The 19,420-nt window shown below is 40.0% G+C and carries 14 protein-coding genes; all 14 read right to left on the minus strand.

What is annotated here, in order from left to right; all coding sequences use genetic code 11:
- Positions 1 to 15: 15 nt before the first annotated feature.
- A complete protein-coding gene (gene traI / locus CHJ_RS23875; protein ID WP_317919386.1) occupies positions 16 to 5,751 on the minus strand; it encodes a conjugative transfer relaxase/helicase TraI in 5,736 nt (1,911 codons plus the stop codon).
- A 158-nt stretch (positions 5,752 to 5,909) separates the two neighbouring features.
- Entirely contained in the window at positions 5,910 to 6,290 is a 381-nt protein-coding gene (locus CHJ_RS23880) for a hypothetical protein (RefSeq protein WP_317919387.1), read from the minus strand.
- A complete protein-coding gene (traD, locus tag CHJ_RS23885) occupies positions 6,265 to 8,400 on the minus strand; it encodes a type IV conjugative transfer system coupling protein TraD (RefSeq protein WP_317919388.1) in 2,136 nt (711 codons plus the stop codon). The genes CHJ_RS23880 and traD overlap by 26 nt, the downstream gene beginning before the upstream one ends.
- Before the next feature lie 118 nt (positions 8,401 to 8,518).
- Entirely contained in the window at positions 8,519 to 9,055 is a 537-nt protein-coding gene (locus tag CHJ_RS23890; protein ID WP_317919389.1) for a hypothetical protein, read from the minus strand.
- Between the two features lie 77 nt (positions 9,056 to 9,132).
- Positions 9,133 to 9,360, minus strand: a complete 228-nt coding sequence (locus CHJ_RS23895) for a DUF1496 domain-containing protein (RefSeq protein WP_317919390.1) — start codon at positions 9,358 to 9,360, stop codon at positions 9,133 to 9,135.
- Between the two features lie 32 nt (positions 9,361 to 9,392).
- Positions 9,393 to 9,929 carry a hypothetical protein gene (locus CHJ_RS23900; protein WP_317919391.1) on the minus strand — a complete coding sequence of 179 codons (537 nt, stop codon included), beginning with the start codon at positions 9,927 to 9,929 and terminating at the stop codon, positions 9,393 to 9,395.
- Between the two features lie 93 nt (positions 9,930 to 10,022).
- Positions 10,023 to 12,938 (minus strand): conjugal transfer mating-pair stabilization protein TraG, encoded by a 2,916-nt coding sequence (gene traG / locus CHJ_RS23905; RefSeq protein ID WP_317919392.1) that lies wholly within the window; start codon positions 12,936 to 12,938, stop codon positions 10,023 to 10,025.
- Positions 12,939 to 12,941: 3 nt separating this feature from the next.
- Positions 12,942 to 14,312, minus strand: a complete 1,371-nt coding sequence (locus tag CHJ_RS23910) for a conjugal transfer protein TraH (RefSeq protein WP_317919393.1) — start codon at positions 14,310 to 14,312, stop codon at positions 12,942 to 12,944.
- Positions 14,309 to 14,716: a conjugal transfer protein TraF gene (traF, locus tag CHJ_RS23915; RefSeq protein WP_317919394.1), complete on the minus strand. Its 408-nt coding sequence runs from the start codon at positions 14,714 to 14,716 to the stop codon at positions 14,309 to 14,311. The genes CHJ_RS23910 and traF (CHJ_RS23915) overlap by 4 nt, the downstream gene beginning before the upstream one ends.
- 13 nt (positions 14,717 to 14,729) lie before the next feature.
- The gene (gene traF, locus CHJ_RS23920; protein WP_317919395.1) at positions 14,730 to 15,500 is read right to left on the minus strand and encodes a type-F conjugative transfer system pilin assembly protein TraF; all 771 of its coding nucleotides are present in this window, start codon (positions 15,498 to 15,500) and stop codon (positions 14,730 to 14,732) included.
- Between the two features lie 23 nt (positions 15,501 to 15,523).
- Positions 15,524 to 17,152: a type-F conjugative transfer system mating-pair stabilization protein TraN gene (gene traN / locus CHJ_RS23925; protein ID WP_317919396.1), complete on the minus strand. Its 1,629-nt coding sequence runs from the start codon at positions 17,150 to 17,152 to the stop codon at positions 15,524 to 15,526.
- A complete protein-coding gene (gene trbC / locus CHJ_RS23930; protein WP_317919397.1) occupies positions 17,149 to 17,826 on the minus strand; it encodes a type-F conjugative transfer system pilin assembly protein TrbC in 678 nt (225 codons plus the stop codon). The genes traN and trbC overlap by 4 nt, the downstream gene beginning before the upstream one ends.
- Before the next feature lie 182 nt (positions 17,827 to 18,008).
- On the minus strand, positions 18,009 to 19,004 hold the full coding sequence (gene traU, locus CHJ_RS23935; RefSeq protein ID WP_317919398.1) for a conjugal transfer pilus assembly protein TraU: 996 nt from the start codon (positions 19,002 to 19,004) through the stop codon (positions 18,009 to 18,011).
- On the minus strand, positions 19,001 to 19,420 hold the full coding sequence (locus tag CHJ_RS23940) for a hypothetical protein (RefSeq protein WP_317919399.1): 420 nt from the start codon (positions 19,418 to 19,420) through the stop codon (positions 19,001 to 19,003). Before CHJ_RS23940 ends, traU begins: the two co-directional genes overlap by 4 nt.

The following is a 19,420-nucleotide window of genomic DNA, read 5'->3' on the forward strand; positions in this document are numbered from 1 at the left end:
CGAAGCTCCCTTTTTTTATCGCTCTCTATCTAAAGTTAAATCGTGTTCCATATCTCCTTTTTGTTGCTCATGTGGGTTATAGTCCAAAGTATCAAAGTTAGGTTTATCCTGATATTCTACTTCTAACTTATCTTCTAGTGCTTTAGACGATATTGCGTTCATATCATCTTTGTAGATTTCTTTATAATGAGATATAGACTCATCATGCAATTCTTTTCCTATATCTTTACTCTCTATAAATGCAACATTTCTATTTGAAAGTTTTTCAGTTATCTTGTCTATTTGATAGTTGGTTATATTCCCTTTGTTTTCTAATGCGATGATAACTTTCTCTCTCAGTTCGTCATCTGGCATTTTGTTAATGTCTTTCGCTGTGCTGACTATATGAATATCATAACCTCCATTAGTGGAGTCTAATAACTTGTAAGCCTCATTAACGGAAGTTGTTATTATGCTGATGTTAGGATTTTCTCCTTTATGAAAATCAGTATAATTTCCAGACTTATTTCCAAGAGTTCGTGATGTGATTTCTAAATCAGCAATGCTGCCATCATTTTTCAAATACAATATATCTATTCCCTGTGTATTCCCTCCTTTATCATGAATATTGGTTATTAGGGCAGGGTGAGTTTGTTTTGTCTCAGAAGAATATATAGACGGGTGATACCTGACATTCTCCATTTCCTTTGTGGAGTAGTCTCTGATTTTTAAATGACTCTCAGCTGGCGTATTCTTAATTGGTATTGAACCGCTCCAATATTCTTTTGCATAGCCAACAAGTTTAGATACTTGGCTGTTTAATGTTTGAGTTAGCTTTTCATGGGCAGGGTTTTCACTTAACCCATAATCCTCTTTGTTATTAATCATCTCATCTGCTCGAACTAATGCATCACGATAATTAATGTCTTCTCTGCTCATTATTAAATTAATTATAGACCCTCGTTCACCTGTTACGTTATCTTTAAAGTAGCCTCTATATTCTCCTGTAAGCGTGACTTCTGTCGTTTCTCGCCCTTGTCCAAATACCATGCTATGTTTATTTGTTTGGCTTTTATTTGGTGCTCCTAATAAATGAATTGCGAGAGATTCAGTAAATTTAGGCAGGGTTTCTTTGATATGCTCACCAAAGCGCTTAGAATCAAAGTTGCCATTTACATCTTGGTATTTAGGGTTTTCTTTAGGTATTGGGGAGTCATTGAAATATTGAGTTTGAACTGGTACGGTCATCTGCTGTGTTTCAATAGCACTCGCTTTATTTATATCCTTATTTATCCATTGTTTAAGCATAGCTATGGGATGGTCTGTAAAAATCCTAATGTGTTGGCTTGCTCTGGTTTGGTCGATTCCAGCTCTACGTATATCTGTTAATGCGCCCTTTCCTGATATCGCAGCAATTACGTAAGAAAAGGTTGAACCCTGCGCCATATCTGCTGTACGTGTATAAGCATAATCCCAGTGGCCATCCTTTAGAGATTTTGGATCTAGGGATAATGTATTCCCACTCTTATTTATAGCTTCTACTCCTTCACTTGAGACTGTTGTTACGGTGTAAGTCTCATTGGCCACAATGCCTCGTTTTTTGTCCGAGAACCGAGTTAAGATCTGTTCACCAACAGAAAGAGGTTGTTCACTACATGCAAATATGTTGGTAAATTGGTGGGAACGGTTACGAGGCAAAAATGGAGTCAATGAATTGCTTTTTTCATCTCGTAGCATTACAACGCCATGTTCTTTATCTACTGATTCAATAGTTGCAAACTCTCCTGGCTTAGTTGAAACAATTAGTCCTTTTTTGTAAGGCATCATTGTAGATAACTCTTCTTTTGATGCTCCAGTTTGGCGAATTCGTAGAGTGGGTATATTTTCTGAGCCTAACGTTTTCTCCTTTATCAGCCCAGTACGTATTTGATAAGCGATATGATCTCGTTCAATATTGGTGTAGGCAATAATAAGCGTATTATCGCGGGTGTCTTGTGTTCGAGCTAGATAATCCATAGCAACGGCAGCTGGCAAAGCTTTCTTGGCCATCTCTTGTGCTTCAGCCTTATTTTTTGCATTCTCATCTAATGTTGAAACTACATGCTCATTTTTATGAGTACCTTCAGCCTGAGTAGGTTGCTGTTTAAGCTTTGCCAACGAGCTTTCAGGTTGTTTATCAATAATGTTGTGTACAGCGCTTAACAAAGTAGGTGGCTGCTGCCTTACAATATCTGTCATGAACGATGCGTTAAGGGCATTCCGAGAAATAGCAAGCTCAAATGGTTTGCCAGCAGATAAAGATTGAAGCTGCTCTTTATCGCCAAGTAATACAGCCTTTGCGTTAGCGTTTGTAACAAGGTCAACAAACTCTTTAGCTTGTCGGTTACTAATCATTGAGCTTTCATCCAGAAGAAATAAGCTGTTTTTGTATTGACTTAGATCCACAGACCCGCGACGAACATCTGTCAATAAACTTTCCAGTGTTTGAGCTTCTATTCCTTTTTCTTTTAATTCAGATACCGCTGCGTGAGTTGGAGCAAGACCAATAACTTTATCTGGACTATTTGTTCCTGCGCTCAATGCTTGAGTCACCAAAGACATACCTGTTTCTAACATAGTGGATTTACCTGTACCGGCTAAACCTTGAATCCCAACAAATCTATCCTCGGTTGTTGCTATAAGAGTAATGCTATCTTTTTGCCCTAGAGTCAGTCGGGTTTGTTCAGTTAAGAAGCGTTGTGTTTCAGGGAGGGTTGCGTATGGAAGTACCTGGTTCTTGCCAGCCTTTAACGTATCGATAATATGTTTTTCCGTGTCAACTGCTTCTTGTGTTGTCCATCGAGTACCGTCATGAAATTCTGCGGAAAGAAGTTCTGATTTCTCGTTTAGAAGCTCGGTGACTTCATCTTTAGTAATGGCTTGGCCAGCTTCTTCGAATGCAAATCGAACAGCTTCTTGAACAAGTGCTTTTTGTGAAAATCCGGCTTCTCGTTCACTGATATGATTTATCGCAAATGTAACAGCCTTTTCAATTAGCGGGATCTCAATTGAACGTTCAGATAGTGCCTTATCAAGAGCAACACTAACATCCTTTTTAATGTCGCTTGCTGTTAGTTCAGACAGGTATCGATCAACGGTCGGAGATGACTCCAACACTCGCGTAATGGCAGAAGGGCGGTATTCCATCTTCTGCATAGCGCTTTCTGTTTTGTCTTTGTTATCAGTATAGATATCCATTGCTTGCCCATTTTGGGTTATTTCTTGAATTAGAGTGCTTGAAAAGGCATAACTTTTCCCGCTAATCATTACATGATTTTTATCTGGATCTATTTGACTCAATGGTTGGACGTAAGCGTACTTGAGAGGACTATCTTGTAGTTTTGCTATAGACGTTTTAAGCGTATCTCCACCTTGGCTTTTAAGTGTAAGTGAATTTTTTTCAATTTTTGACACAGTGTAATGTGTATTGGCGTCTAATCCTGATGCAATATGACGCCCACTCGATATGAGTGATTCGCCCTGTGAAAGCTCGATTCGATTTGATTCTAAAAGTTGCGCTTTGAGCTTTTTAAAATCTGCGCTCTTTACATCCATGGTTTGAACTTCACCAGTTGCTTTATCCGTAAGATCCAAAGTGTTATCTTTACGGGAAATCCCAGATATTAACCATTCTTTGGGTTGCTTGTTTTGCCAGCTCCTTACACTCATGCCAGTTTTATAATGCGTAACTACATCTCGCTGAGAGTCACTAAGAAAAACGGGTGTCAGTGTATCGATGCTTACGCTCGAACGAGATAGTTGCCCTTGGTTTTTCAGTGCATCTCTTATCTCATTGGTTAGTGTGGCCACTTCTTTTTGCGATGTGGCTAACACCTGTGTTTGAGATTTGTCATTAAGAGCAGTGTAGTGCCTAGCAACTAGTGACGCATCTTGATTATGTAGCTGTATATGTGAACCAGTCTTTCGGTCATTCACCCACTGAGTTAACGCGACGTTACCTTTGCTGTATAGCGTCATTGCAGAATGAGATTTGAATCCTTGTCTGGCCGATGTTCTGTTGAGGAACACCATTTTAGTATTCGAATTTTGAGCTTGCTTGGTCAGTGACAATAACTCGTTTGCACTCAATTTCTGAGCGTTATCGATAAGAACAATGTCTTTATTAGTTAAAGATGGCTCCCCTGATAAAAAAGCGTGTAAATGGTGGTGCTGTGATGAATTGAAGTAGTTTCTTATCCAATCACTAACACGATAATTTTGTGCTTTGACATGCTTTTTACTGTGGCTTTGGTCTGAACTACTAGGGGATACTAGATGCACTCGTTTTTTCGATTGAGTACCTACATGCTGAAGATGTGAAGCAATGGATTCTGCTTTTCCAAAAACATTCACAACTTGAAACTGCTTCGTTGACTCTAGAATGTTTTGAAACTTCTGATTGCTGTCTTTGCTTAGGTTAAGATCTTTTAGTGCTTTTTCATTTACGTTTGCCCTCATATGCTGGCTGCGGCCTTTGGTAACCGTTAGCAAATTTTGCTCCGTATCGAGCATTGCTTGGGTTGTATATTGGCCTTTTTTATCTAGTCCAACCCATTCCCCTTGTGTGATTTTATCTTCAGCGACTTGCTTTAATTCAAGAGCATTTCCTGCTCCACCTATGCTGAACTCAGTTACCGCTTTCTCGATGACGGTCTCGATAGAAAAAGAACTTTGATACTGGCTAAGGTGAGCAACAGTTCTGTCTAAAGTTTCGCTTAAGTTAATATCACTTATTCCATTTGCCTCTTTCGAAATGTTGCCCGTTTTGGCTTGCTGGACAACATCTTGAATATTAAATCCCAGTTTTTTTATATCTTGTAACCAAGTATTTAGTAATGATGACTCACTGGTATAACTTTTTCCTTTACGGGTGTTTTTGGCTGCGTAGTCTCGCGTTGAAAGAGAATTAAATCCAAGCTCTTGAGTTTTTGATTCTATTTGTTGCTGTCTTTTAGAAAAATAATCAATAACATTATTAGGAACTTCTGATATTTCAAACTGACCATTCCCAATCCCTTTTATTGTGTATCCTGCTTGTTCAGCAAGTTTGGCAAATTCACTTTGATAAACAATTCCATAGTACTTTTGGAACGAATAGATGCGTTCAGCTGAGCCATTAATCACGCCGTCTTTTTGTCGCAAACAAGAGGCTAGGGCGCGTAATTGCCCCTCTTCATCTCGTGTCATGTTTGTAGCTAAAGAGTGAGTGTGCAACTGCGGATCATCTTCTCGACTTGTTTTGTGCAGTATCGCTGCAAAAAGCATCTGACCTGTATTGTTGAAGGTTTGTTTTCCATTTTCATCAGTGCCTTTGACTTGAGCTACATCTTTTTCTAATTCACCTAGAGCTATTTTTACGGCTTCTTTATGAGCTTCAAGCAATCGATTATCTCCCCCGACAAGGGCTAATAAACTGGCAGATTTAGGTGCTGAGAAAGTGAGATCAAAACCTGAACGGTGGTTATCGCGTTTTCCTTTAATGGTTTCATCACCCCATTGGCCGCTTAACGCTTTTTCAAGAGTATCTTGGTCAACAGCTTTGCCTTCCATTCCTGATTGCTTAGCTATCTCTCCTAACCATTGAGTGTTGTCATCTTTACTGTTTTCTTTAAGGTAATAATTATCGTCTGCACCTTTTTCTAATGATACATCTGGTAAATCATGGTTCTTTTCTTCATTGAGGTAATAGTCAGCAGCCTTACTAGGCGATGACAAAGGGGTAATAGATATCATTGTGATTAATTCCTAATAGGACCAATAGCCAAATTCAACGGAAATTGATTCTGTCGAGTTTGGCCATAACTGATTGAGGGTTTCGTGATTGAAACGAACTGTCGGATATTTCAGTGCGGATTGAGTTGAGCGATTTGTTATGTAAAAGGTTAGGGGGGCTACCGTTTGAACCATTGGTTAGGTAAACCAAACTTGGGACAACTGAGGCAAGTTAGCTTATTGCCATTATCTGTAATTGCTAAAGATAAATTTGGGCGCTGTTCCTTTGGTTTCTTCTTCATTACGATGATTACATGTTGATTCTGGACAAAATAAGGTTTTGTAAAATTGCCATGTGAAGTAAAGAAAGAGGCTTGCTCTCCAAGCTCAAACACATCACTGTTAGTTGCATTATGGTACTGACCCTTGATTAGCGCTGGTAACAAATAATCAGAGGCTTTATTTTGTGGGGAACTTGGTACTGGCTGCTCAGAGCAGCCAAGTAAGCTAATTACCAGTAAAGTCGATAATGCACTATGAATAAAATTCAGTCTCATCATATTCGACCTCCTGACTAATTGCGTGTTCTTCTAGCTCCCTGTTCGCACAATCGTGTGCGATTTCTGTATTACTGATCTCCTGTTTATCAGGTTCATTGGAAACGGGTACTGTTGAGTTTTCTTCACGTTTTAATTGTGAAACTGTTTCGCTTTTTAATGCCCCTTGAATTTGGTTGGTTTCAAACTTCATCTCTTCTTCAGACTCAAATTGAGATGCCTGTATTGATTTAAGTTTGTTGCGATCTGTTTCTGATAGAGCTTGGCTAGGTGCGACGGTTTCAAAATAAACAGCTTTCTCATACGCCTCTAGCATGCCTTTTGATGGAGTAAAATCTCTTCTTATAAAACCTGGCGTGATGCTTCTCATGTTGTCATAGATAAGATCAAGTTTTGTTATGTATGAAGAGCCTGGAACACGTAAGTAACATTCCAAATCATCTAGTGCTTGAATTTCACTTGCTGATACAACCGCTCGTGTCTTTGTTTCATGGCCTAGTGATACACCATCCCTCAATTCATTTGCACCGTAAGATATATTTTCTTTTGAGAGTTCAATCTCCTGCTCACCTAAATCTTGAGATGAAATCTTTGCCATGTTGGAGGAAGGAGCGCGGAAATAGAATCGAGTGTTTAGCAAATCAAACATTTCTTCAGCTGCGTTGTTACCATAAGTTTTTTTGAGCTGAGCATAGGATTGAATGCCTATTAAATAACAGCCGCCAAATTTACGAACTTCTGAAATGATGGAACCAAGTTCAGGCAACTTATGAAGGCTTGGCATTTCATCCATAATGACCCAAATACGGCGGTTCGGGTTTTCGTCTAACCCTAAAATAGCGTTAGAGGCAATTGCTAGCCAACTTGATATTAGAGGCCGTAGGGACGCATGTTGACGTGCGTTACTTGATAGGAATAAAAAGCCCCTCTCGTTGTCGTCCTGAATCCAATCGGTTATAGAGAATTTTTTCCTTTCTGGGTTTCCTTCATCATCGGATGCATCTAATCCATCAAGGAATCGTAGGCTCTTTATGTAGGTAGCTAAGACTGATTTGATAGATATTGCGGTTTTTTGAATTTTGTCAGATACCAATGATGCGGACTCTGTTCCTTTTAAGTAAGTGCCTAATGTTTCTAGTTCAGAGGTTAGCATTAAGTTAAGTAATCGTTCAGTGGTGCGTTTTCCTTGGTTATCATCTTTCATTCGATAACCAGTGCTTGAAAAAATTGTCCTTGCTGAATCAACCCAGAACGGATCGCCTTCACCATGTTGAGGGATGAGTGCTGAAGCCATATTTTCAAAATCTGGAGCTTCTTTAGCATCACACCAGATATCCCAATTTGCACATCTAGCATCAAACGGATTAAGTATCACATCTTGTTCAGCATCATAAAATTTATCAACGAAAGTACATCCTTTATCGTAAAGGATCGCTTTGTCACCTCTTTGTCTAATCCACCTTACAATTTTTCGAATCGCAACCGATTTACCAGAACCAGTTGTACCGTCATACAGTAAATGCTGAACTTCAAAGTTCATTTTGAAGAGTTGGTTCCCATCAATTTTAAATTTTGATAATTGACCATTCCCAACACCTTGCTTTTTTTTCTTTTTTGCTCTGGCTTTGAGGTCTTTGTTTAGTGTTTGTGGGTCACTCAATTGAAAGCCTCGAATATGTTTATCTTCGCTTTTCTTTTCGCCTAGTTTTTTGAAATAGCGGGTCACGGCTACGAACAGTAAAAGACCAGCAAGAACGGAAATCAAAAAACTGATTTGAGCTTGATGGATGACTATATCGTATAGTTTGTTAAGTTCAGTATTGTTTAACTGTTGGCTTAGTGTGCTTATATAGCGCTTTCCTTCCCAGAAAGTTGTTACCTCCGCATCTTCTGGCATTCCGAATCGGTGATACAGCACATTACGAAAAGTGTAGTAAACAGCGCTTAGCGCGTTGTCAGGGATACGTAACGATGTAAGTAGCAGAGTAAATATAACAACTGCATACATAATGTATTTGGCCAGTTTGTTGTGTACTTGGAAAAACATCCTGATTGAGTGGAACGTTATTTGGCCACCCCGTGTGATGTTATTACTTTGGTTTTGTGAACTCATAGGCGAAACCTGTTTGTTAAGAGGTATAACGAAAAAAGCGCCAATTAGGCGCTTTTGAGAGAAATAAATGTATTAAATGATTTTGAGGGTATCTATTATTTTGGTTTAGTTTTTCCTGTTAATCGTATTTCCATCCACGTATACGTTGGTTTTGTGGAACAGAGTCATAACATGGATATTGGGTTTGAAGTCCGTAATAAATGACAGAACTAATTGGCATCCCAAAAGCATTGATATAATCGACTCGACTAAAACGATTTGGATCTTCATTAGCTATCTTCTCTAAACCATCCCAGATAATGTTCTTTAGAAACTCAGGGTGTCTTTTAGGGTTCATTATCATGGTGTCGCGCATACAGAACCAATTAGGCATTTTGACTTGCTGCAACATATTAGCGTTATCGTAAATACCATTGTGTAATCCGGTTAAGTACGCCTCTAACTTTAGCTTTTCTGGAGTGTTTTCTTCATTAATATGCTGAACAAAGTACGCAAGCTTTGTGACGTCATCTTTATCCCTTATATCAATTGGAAGTAAATCTTGGCGTTGATACTGAGCATTTAACTCGCTCAAAAGTTGACTTAGTGCAGGGGATTTTGCCCACACAGGAAGACTCAGGCATAACGCAACTAATAATATATACAAACGTTTCATAACTATCCCATTATTGGCAAATGAATGGAAAAAAACGCCCCTCAAAGGAGCGTAAAACAGATAGGAATGCGATTAAGCTATTTATCGATGCGTTCCCATTTTAGGTGTATTTCGATTTCGCCAACGTCTTTACATTGCATAATCACACCTGCTGCCATCTCAACAACACTACCTTCTGTCCAGTACTGATTGTTGTAATAACAAAATTTGGACTCATTTAATGTGGGTGGTGCCGTTACTTTTTTTTCAGCAGCTTGGGCTAAAAAAGCTAGAGGTAACAAGCAAAGTACAATGATTTTTCTCATATTTAAATTTTTCCGTTCTTATTTATGAAGGATTAATATTTCCACACACCATTTATTTGTAATTGCTCTGGAATTTTTTTGAAGCATGGGTAACGAGTTTGTAGTCCATATTCGACAACAGAATTTATTGGTGAACCAAATGCACTAGCGTAATTATCACGGCTAAATCCAGTCGGATTCTCGTTAGCAATTTCTTCTAATACATCCCAAATTAAATTATTCATGAAGTCAGGGTGGCGCTTGGGATTCATAATCATAGTATCTCTCATGCAGAACCAGTTTGGAGCATTCATTCGACGTTGCATATTCGCACTATCGTAAATGCCATTATGTAATCCGGTTAAGTACGCCTCTAGCTTTAGCTTTTCAGGGGTATTTTCTTCGTCAATATGTTGAATAAAGTAAGCAAGCTTTGTGACGTCTTTTTTGTCTCTTTCTTTCGCACCACGTGTATAGGTTTTGCTGTATTGAGTATTTAACTCACTCAGAAGTTGATTTAGTGCAGGAGATTTTGCCCACACAGGAAGACTTAGGCATAACGTAACTAATAATATATACAAACGTTTCATAACTATTCCTACTGATCATATTTACACTGTTTATTTTAACAGTATTGCCGAGATACATAAAGTAAAACTTATGCATCTCGATCAGTATAATTGCTATCCGTGATTTGGGTCACTAGCTAACGAAACTCTACCATCTGAGCTAGCTGTGCTTTTTTTCTGGTTAGTGCTTTCATCCCCTCTGTCACTGTCTATTTGAGTTCCTTCTGGGATAGGCCAATAACTTGTAGAGTCGTAAGAGAGCTCATCACGCTGGATATTTTCAGTTTCAATTATAGAAGACTTACTTGTGCGCATATCTCCCACCTCTTGTTCAACGGTGTCTTTTAATGAAAGGTCAACGTTGCTCTCTATTGATTGAGAGGTAGTTGCCTCGGTTTTGTTTTGTTGTTGTTGAGATGCCTCGCTTATACCTTTATAGGCATCTTGGTTGAACAATTCCCATGATTCGCGATTAATCCTTTCTTCGTCACTCATCATCTCTACCTTTCCTTTGGTTACCATGCCAGCTACTTTCATCACACCTTCTTGTTCTTTATTAAATGCCGGAACCAGATTGGATTGCTTGTCAGTATCGTATTGACCTTGGTAATCAGAGGAAGAAGAATTGATATTAGAAATATCTTTAAATGCTTCTGTTTGAATGTAATCACCGTATCTTTCTTTTACCTCTTGTAAATCTTCAGGCTTATGAGCTGTCATTAGGCGCTGAACGTCTCTGTTATCAAGATGCATACTGTTTTCCAAATAGTTTTGGAAGCCCATAATATGATTTTGCGTGAAGTTTGCTGAATCATTTTCCATTCGAGTAAGCGCGTGACTATATGCCAGCATATCAGACTCGCTCTTAGCTGCTTGTGACGCAATTTGCTTGCCTTCTTGGTAATTAACCGCAAAGTCTTTTGCGTACTGCTCAACCTCACTATGCTGCTCTTTGTTGTCCACTTGGCTTGCTGCGCGGGTAACAGTGCTTGCTCCCTGCGAATATTGCTGAGAAGCTTGATCAAGTGCTTGCTGGTTTTCGCTAATCTGTTTAGAGAAACTATCTCGATCTTGGTCTGACCAATTAGTGCTGCCGCTAATGCCCGCTTTGAATGGCAATAGCGATCCTTTCGTACTAAGGCCAGCTTCAGCGCCAATACTCATCGTATGTAAATAAGCTTGTGACTGCTCTTGGCTCCAGCCTGTAGCTTGAGATACGCTGTTAACGGCTGATTGCATTTCGTTAAAGCCTTCCATAACTTGGGCTTCAGTTCCTTGGCTGTTTCCACTTCCATAGGATTGTGACTTGCTAAGAGAATCGCCCCATCGATCACTTTGAGCAATACCTCTACTTACATTGTGTCCTAGTTGCATGCTTTGTTGTTCAAGGTTCTGCTGTGTTCGATTTAGGTTATCGCTTACGCCTTCTTGTATCGATTGCTGCGCGGCCATTTGGAAGTTGGCCTGACTGACGGAAGGTAAAGCGTTGTATGTTGTTCGTCCATCGGCATGCTGTGTTGTGACTGAACCATCAGCATTTTGCGAATAGGAATGACCTGTGTTGGTCAAAGTATTGTCATCAAACTTATTAGCTGAGGTGTTATTAAAGCTATGGTTATCCATTTGCATGTTGCCAAAATCCAAGTTACCACTTGATGCCGCTGCGGAGGCTCTAGCGTTGGTAGAATTAATCATTCCTGCAAGTTGATAGTTCATGCTCGACATTACCGCTGAGCCACCTTTTAATAATGCTCCGGCAAGAACTGGAACGCCCATCATGAGTATGCCTGTCATATGAGAAAATCGACTATGTAATTCATCAAGAGGATTTGCGTTGGAAAGGGTTAACCCTCCAAATCGTCCAGCGACAGGCTCACTCATATTTTCAAGCCCCCATATCATAAGTGCATTTAAAATGGCGAATAGGGTAGGCCACATAGCTAAATAGAAAAAAGTACCAGTGTAGTTTTTAAGAACCATGACCGTTAAGCCTGGCAGTAAGGCGACACCTGCAACAAAGAATGCTGTACAGGAAAAAACCAAGAACATAATGGTTTGGAACATGGGTAAATACTCTCGTGCCATTTCCCCTAAAGATGCCCACATGCTCGTTGTTTGAAGTTTATTGGTGGTGTACGCATAGTTCATTGCTGTTTGTGTTGGGTCAGCTGAATCGATATTGAAACGTATCGCATTCATCACCATGTTTTGTTTGATTATATTTGATGCACTTTTACTTAAATTCAAAAACTTGGAGTAGCTTCGTTGAAGCGCCACTTCTGTTTGAGATTTATACATCACCGCATTTTTCCCCCATAAATGCTGCGCTAGTAAGTTTACGTCGTCGCCAGCCGCATTTTCAAAGTCTCTCTTAATCAAAGGATAAGCTTCTGCACATGTTTTATATGCGCCACTTAAATAAACGCCTCGCAACGGGCTTTGAGGGATGGAGTCTAAAAAAGCAAATACATCTTCTTTTTGAAATAATTGGTCCCATGTAAATTTGTGATTTATTGTGACATCAAGATACAAACAATTATCAAAGTAATCGTGCCACTGTTTTTGCAAAGTCGCTGTCCGCACATTGGCTTGTCTGGATAACTGATAAATTTCAGAGCCAAACAACATCCCTGTTCTTCCATAGCGTTCATCGTCTGAGGTGGTAAAAATCGATTCAACGCCTTCTGTAAAACCCGCCATCATCGAACTAAAGAACCATGCTGGAATGGCCACTAAATAAGGTGCGTTATCAACGTTATATACTTTTCCTGGTTCCGTTTTATCTACAATAATCACAGTGGCTTTCATGTTGATAAGCATCAACGGAACCAATGTAAATACGGCTAGCCACTTACCTATTTCCTTGGGGTTTCGGCTTATCATGAAAGTAAAAGTCGCAGTCAAAAGCCCAAGCCCTGTACAAATTTGTACATAGTCTGCAAACGAACTTGTAGCAAAAAACGTTGCTACAGCATTGAATGCTTTTTGTGCTACAGCCCCTGCGGTATAAGTGTAATATTCAAAAACCATGGGCTACTCCTGGTAATCTGGTTTGTTAGGTATGAGCTTGGAAAGGCTTCGCTTGCCTGTGCGTTGTTTTTCGCGTTCAGAAGCAATTAGTTGGTTTTGTTTATTGATAATGTCCAAAGCCTCTTTAGTTAGCCCGTACATGAATTGTTTAGCTTTGGCTGTATCATTTTTGATGGCCTCGATGTTTTCCAAACTGCTGTTTGAGGCAGACAAAGAGTATTCAATCAGATTAAGCGTATTTGTTAGATAACGATTAAGTAATTCGATGGCCAACATATTGGCATAGGCTGCTGTGTTAGGAACGGCTCCTACAGAGGCGTTATCAAACAAAAATTTTAATATCGGAGTTTGAATTAGCTCTACGAAACCTTTTTGTTTTGCGCTTAAGGCTGTATCTGTTAAAACGTTACGCCAGAGGTCATCCAGCTCTTTTTGAAGTTTTACTTTAAATGCGCTATTGGCTGAAATGGTTATATTAGCCCTTGTGATTTCAAGGCAACCATCATCCGATGTGGTTTGACATTTATAACGTGATATTTCACCACCGTTGAGTAGCGCATCAACCATATTGTTGTCATCTGTCAACAAGCTTGGATAGAATCCTGGCTTGCCATCTTTATCATAAACAAATGTCCCAGATATGCTCATGGCAAATTGAGCCAGCTCCTTATCATTCTTGAAATATGGATTTTTCATCATTGCCGCCCAAGCAATGTTGTGGTTGCGCATTTTCATAGCGTCAATTGCAGGGTCTTTTGTCCCGTCTAATTGACTATTTACAGTGCTGTCGTTATTGCATTCAGCTTGTGCTTCTACCCAATCGGCAAATGCATTAGTCTGTGTTCCTAATGTTGCACATACGTGTTTTTTGGTTGCGGGAGCCGCAAAAGCTGCGAGGCCACCGACAGCAGCTTGCGCTGCTTCACAAGAGTTAACTGATTGGTTTAACCATTTATCGGCTACTGCTTGTAATTTATCCATATTTTGCTTGAGTTGCGGAGCCCAAGTTTGAAGGGCTAAATCAACTATAAAAGGGGGCGCGTTTTGGATGATGGCTCTGCCTAGTTTTGATAGTTCATCTGAACTAATATGTGAAAAGCCACCCATGAACATATCAATGCCGCTACATCCTGCGCTCACGGAAGGAACGGTCGCTCTTACTAACTGAGCTTGAACTACTTTAGAACGTACAAATAGTGAACCACCACTGTAGTAATTAGCGCTCTGACCTTGATAGGCAATTGGACTGGTTACATTGGCGTTGTAGCCAGAATCATTAAAGAAGTCCTGCAATGAACTTCCCGCACTCGCTGATATTGACGGACTTACTGCTACAAATATCAGAAAAAGAGAGCTCCGATATAAAGTATTCATCTTAGAGCCTCCTGTACTTCAGGGTCGTTAATGGCACTTGAAAGCCCTTGGTAGAGAATAGGTGGCTCGAAATATCCAGTTGTGATTCTTGTAAACTTTCTGCTGTTTACGTTGATAAGAAAGGTGGCTGGAACAACTTTACTATCCACTAAAAATGTATCACGAGTTTCTTGCGTTGCTGGAAACGGTACTGGAAAGTCAGGAATTCCTTCACCGTCCAATGAAAAAGCATAAACAGGAATGCCTAGAGATTGTGATGCTTTGGTCACCTGTGGGGCGAATCGGTGACAGTATCCGCAACTGTTTTGAAAGAGAAAAACAATGGCATATTCATTGCTCATTGCCGCATGTGAAGGTGTTAAAGAGACGCTTAACCAAACAAGCATAATAGATAATAGGCGCATGATTCGCTCCGAGTTAGTAATTTGACTGAGTGAAGTTTGTTGTTACGTTGTAAAAACGTAGTAGAAGTTTGGTTTTTGAAATGAAACCATAAGCAAGAGGTTTTATTTCTTTGGTGTTTGGGTTTACCAATAAAAGGGCAGGGGTGAATTGTGGTGAAAACTTACCATTGTTTGGTTTGTTCTCACGAATTGCCGATAGCATATTTCCATCATCGCTAATCCCCAAGAGTTCTAAATCATAGTCATCTGCGAAAGCTTGAATGGAAGGCGCTAACTGTTTAGTAATGGAATCACCACCTTCATAAATGAAAAATAGCCCCCATCCTTTTCTAGCCATTTCCCGCACTTTGTTTTCCTGTTTGGTTTTGAGTGCCGCGAGATAGGGTTTTCGTGCGGATTGTTCAGTAGGATGCTTTAAGGTGTACGATAATTCAGGGTGTTCAACCAATATTTGTTTAAATGTCATGCCTATCTTTGAAGACTCTGACGCTATATATTGATTGAGTTCAACCAATCGTTTCACTTTTTCCTTATTTCTAGGGTCGATCGTAGCTGCGGCTTTCGCTTCCTTGTGCTGTTTTTGAAACCACTCCAATTGTTCAGTTGCACTCATTACCCTTGTTGTTTTGTTTTCCGGAACAGGCGCGAGTTCCTTTTTTGGAAGAGCAGGTTTTGCTTCTTTGGGTTCGTTATAAACGCGCCAACCAAGTGCTTTTTGATAAGCAAAAGCAGGACATACAAAAAACAGCACGCAAAGCAGTGCTGTGGTTCGTTTCCAGTTCATGATTTATTCCTCAAATATTAAACTTAATTTCCTCCAACGGCGGCTTGTATTCGTTGTTGGATAACGTTGGGGTCAGGTAAATTAATGTTACTTTGGATGTCGGGGTAGAATTCCGTAAAGTCGATACGGTCAAAACGAATTTGTGATAACTCTTCTGGGGTTAAAGGATCACATGTTGGACTCTTTGCTGAGCCAAGAGATTTTCCTAGTTGAGCAATTGCTCCTTGTTCTTGTATTATTTTTCCTAGCTTACTCGCATAAGAGCAGTAAGAGCGTTTTTTACGAATACATGAGCCTAATACTTTTTCAGCGCAGTACTCACCAACATATATCGTTAACCCTTTCTCTTTGGCTCTTCCAAGTGCTTTTTCTTCCTCGTTACATGAGGCTAAACCAATATCACCTCCCCATCCTCCATCTTTGCAACAGTTGGAAAAACCTAACGCTTGCTTATTACATTTCAGGGGTTTTCCGGTAAATATTTTTGGAGGGTCACCTAGTCCTTTCGCTGCCTCTCCAAGAGCTGCAAGTGCAGCGGCGGCTTCATCAAATTCATCGTTGAGTTTTGGTGTTTCGGAATAACAATCGCCATCTAGACAAAAAGACTGTTTGCCACAGTTAAGGTTTACTGTTTGGCAGGATTTAGTTGAACATTTTTTTGTGATTTCTTCTTCAATGCAAACTCCGTTTTGCTTAAGGCTACACTCTCTTTTGCTTTCTTGACATTCGGCATATTGCTCGCAGTTGTCAGGTAAATCGCACTTATGAATAACCTCATATTTCCAACAGTCAAGTGTGGTTGGAATGCCATTTATTGTCCTCGTTTCTTTTGGTTCAACGCAGACTTCAGATATAGGTTTGCATTCAGGTAATAATTTACATTCAGTTACCCATGAAACTTGATTTTTAACGCAATGATCACCAGCAAGAGTGTATTCGTCTGGACAAGCTGATTGTTGAGTGCAAACTTCATAGCGGTGGTAATTACCTTCGCTCATTACGTATTTTCCGCGAGATAGATAACTAGGTATCGCATCACCCCATATACCATAGAGGTTACGTTTCCATACAACTAAGGGGCCTCTATTTATTACTTCGTTCCACACATCTTCTCCGTAGAAACACTGTCTTTTTATAATTGGAGGTACTATTTCAGGAGTTAATATAGGTTTTTTAAAACAAGGAACAGGATTAAGAGTCGGGGAGTGACAAGTCTTTGTTTTATCCTCATATACACATTGTTCGCCAGTTTCGCAATTAACGTATTTATTAGATACCCCATGACTAATTTCAAAGGCGTTTTCTTGAGCAAGTAGAGCGAATCGCATTTTTGGATCGTCTCTAAAGTTAGGTCTTGGCTTATTAACGTTTGCACTGATGTTTTGCGCTGTCTGATTGGACGCAAACGCTTGAGCGGCTTTTGATTCCATATTTCCGTCATTTAGTGACTTTTCATCGGGGTTCGCTACTTTGGCTTTGCAGGTAGCGTCTTTGCAGTAGTCATTAATTTGTAGCGGGATGCTGCTAGGCGTTAACATGTTTTGCGAGGTGTTTTTTGCCCAATCGGCATTTTGATTAAAGGATTGTTCTTGGCTAGCTAAAGCGTTAAATGCCAATAAAGTAAATAAGAAAAATATTACCTTTTTCATCATTCCAACCTTTTCATGATCGCTCTAGCGTTGTCTCCTGTGTCACCTTCTTCGAGAATGTTTAGAGCTTGGTATATTGATACATTTCCATAAACAATGTCATAGTCTTGGGGCATACATGTTTGCCGAGGTAAACACTTGCCCTTTTTAACTGATACAAAGGCAGGAACGCGATTAACATTGAATTGACGGAACCATTCAGGACTTATTGAAAATCCTGCATTAATAGGTTGCTTCTCTTTGATCCCAACAAGTTGACTTATCCGTTTTGTTGTTGCGGGAAACCCCTGCGGCAACACTCCTCGTATGACCAATGGAACCCCTGTTTTCTCACTTTGCTTGAGTAGTTGTTTAAGTGAGGTTCTTGGCATGGTAAGAGATACGAAAGCCATAACACCTTGAGGGGCGCTATCTGGATTCTCTGTAGGAACAGGGCTGTTGAGGAGTTCTGTTAATGCATTAGGCTTAATTAATCCCTGAACATTTTGGCTTAAATTTGTCGTTTCTTGTTGATGTGCTCTGGCCTTATCCCAAACTTGAACCCAATCTTGAGGAGGTGGAGGGGATTTCATCATTGCACGCTCTCGTTCAGCCAATGCCTTGAGCTCTTCTTCGGTATAAGCATGAACACAGAAACTTGCTATGAGTGCTAATAAGACAAGAAAACTGGATTTCATAGTGCTACCTCATTTTCATTTGATTTATATAATTGAAATACACGCAGGTTTTTCAATGTTAAGTTCATATTTATTGATGCGTCCCCAATCTCCACGCAAAGCGTGGTACTCCTTTTGTCTCTACAAGAGCTGCGCCCTTATAGCAGCCAAAAGCGAGCTCTATTAGAAAAGAGGTTCGATAATTACAAAAATACGCAATTGCGCTTTCGCCATTGTATGAAGCCAAAATTGTCACCTGTAACGGGGTTGTCGTGACCTGATTCCCAAATAGTGGTTGTAGTGGTGTAAGGGTGACACCAACCAGCATCAGGAATTGGACCGGACATTTGGTATCGATATCGGGACTTTGGCAAAATAGGGGTTGGGTATTGATAGCAAATTGCCCCATCTTCGCCCCTTGTTTCCATTACCATGCCTTGCCTATGAAGTTTGTAGTTAAGGCGTTCCATAATTAGTGTGCCCGCTTGAATAGGGGTATCACGATAATTAGTTGTTCCAGTTAATGGGTAGGCACTTCCTTGAGAACCCATACACCAAAAAAGCGCATCTATTGGTAAGGCTTGGTTGGTAGAGGTAAGCATAGCTTCAGGGACGCATGCCATTTGCGCGATTAAATTTCCAAATAAAAGGGCTTCAGGGTTTAAGACTAGAGATAACTCATCATCATCCCAAAGAGGGTCAATCTCAGTCATGTAGGCAATGTCAAAGTTATCAGTCGCCATACATGCAGTAGATTGAATTAGCTGTAACCACCATATAACAGGGTATTTATACCAATGAGCCTGATAGAAACCTCCGTCACTACTATCACTGTCTCTGGCGGTAACTCGGCCACCCATTTTTTGAGAGTTAGCTCCTCCCATTTGTAACCCCATATTGACCATACAATAAGGAACACGAGTAACGTCTGTGAGGGCGTAAGGTTCCCAATACCCTATATTTAAACCTATTTGCATGAACACTGGTGGGGGCTTGGGGCAGAATGAAATAGGGGACGCTGGATTATTCGTGTCAGGATATTGAGAGGGAACAACAGTTGCAGAGCCAATTGTCATAGGGAACAAGCAACTCCAACATATATCAGAGATCGGATTGATGAAGCGACTCACGCATGCTGCCCCATCAGCATTAGCATGGCTACTAATCAATAGTAGTATAACAATAAGATAGCGCTTCATAATGCCATCCTAAACGTTGAACCATAAACGGATTTGAGAGAGGTTAAGATTAACAATCCTTGGTCAATCTTCCATCTGAACTCATCCCCAAGAGTCTGCTCCCTTGCTGCTTCAATCTCTTCACTATAATGATTCCAATACGAAATTAAATTATCTATTTCACGAACAATTGTTTCAGAATCATTCGTTATCAGTGTTTGACTTAGGCTGTTAAGCGAGGCCACAAATTCTGATAACCACATGACGTTTTTTAACAATTGCTCAGAAGGGGAATCACCCTGATAGTAAGGGGTATTAAGTTGGATTGTTGTTGCAACTTCAGTGGTTAACCAAAGTAACAATGCTATGGCTTGTAATGGGTTTGTGATATCTACCTTAAAGGCATTTGCATCATCTAAGGTTTTTGCTTTATTCAT

Source organism: Vibrio sp. MACH09, from assembly GCF_033238805.1.
Lineage (GTDB): Bacteria > Pseudomonadota > Gammaproteobacteria > Enterobacterales > Vibrionaceae > Vibrio.